Source organism: uncultured Tenacibaculum sp., from assembly GCF_947499065.1.
Classification (GTDB): domain Bacteria; phylum Bacteroidota; class Bacteroidia; order Flavobacteriales; family Flavobacteriaceae; genus Polaribacter.
Map to the genome: position 1 here is coordinate 1 of NZ_CANMMT010000043.1, position 231 is coordinate 231.

Here is a 231-nt window from a genome sequence, read left to right on the forward strand (position 1 = left end):
TACCTTAACAGGAACGGATGCAGGAAATTATACAGTTACTCAACCAAGTGGCTTAACAGCAGATATTACAGCCAAAGCCTTAACGGTTTCAGTAACAGCAAACAGTAAGACCTATGATGGGAACAATGATGCTACAGTAACTTTAGGCGGAACGCCATTAGTAGGAATTGTAGCAGGTGATGTTGTAAGCATTGGAGGTTCACCAACAGTTTGGGATTTTGCAAGTGTTGA

At 41.6% G+C, this 231-nt stretch carries 1 protein-coding gene; it reads left to right on the plus strand.

The features are described from left to right. Window positions 1-231, plus strand: a 231-nt coding sequence (locus tag Q0958_RS18915; protein ID WP_299126134.1) for a YDG domain-containing protein, incomplete at both ends; no start/stop codon positions are given.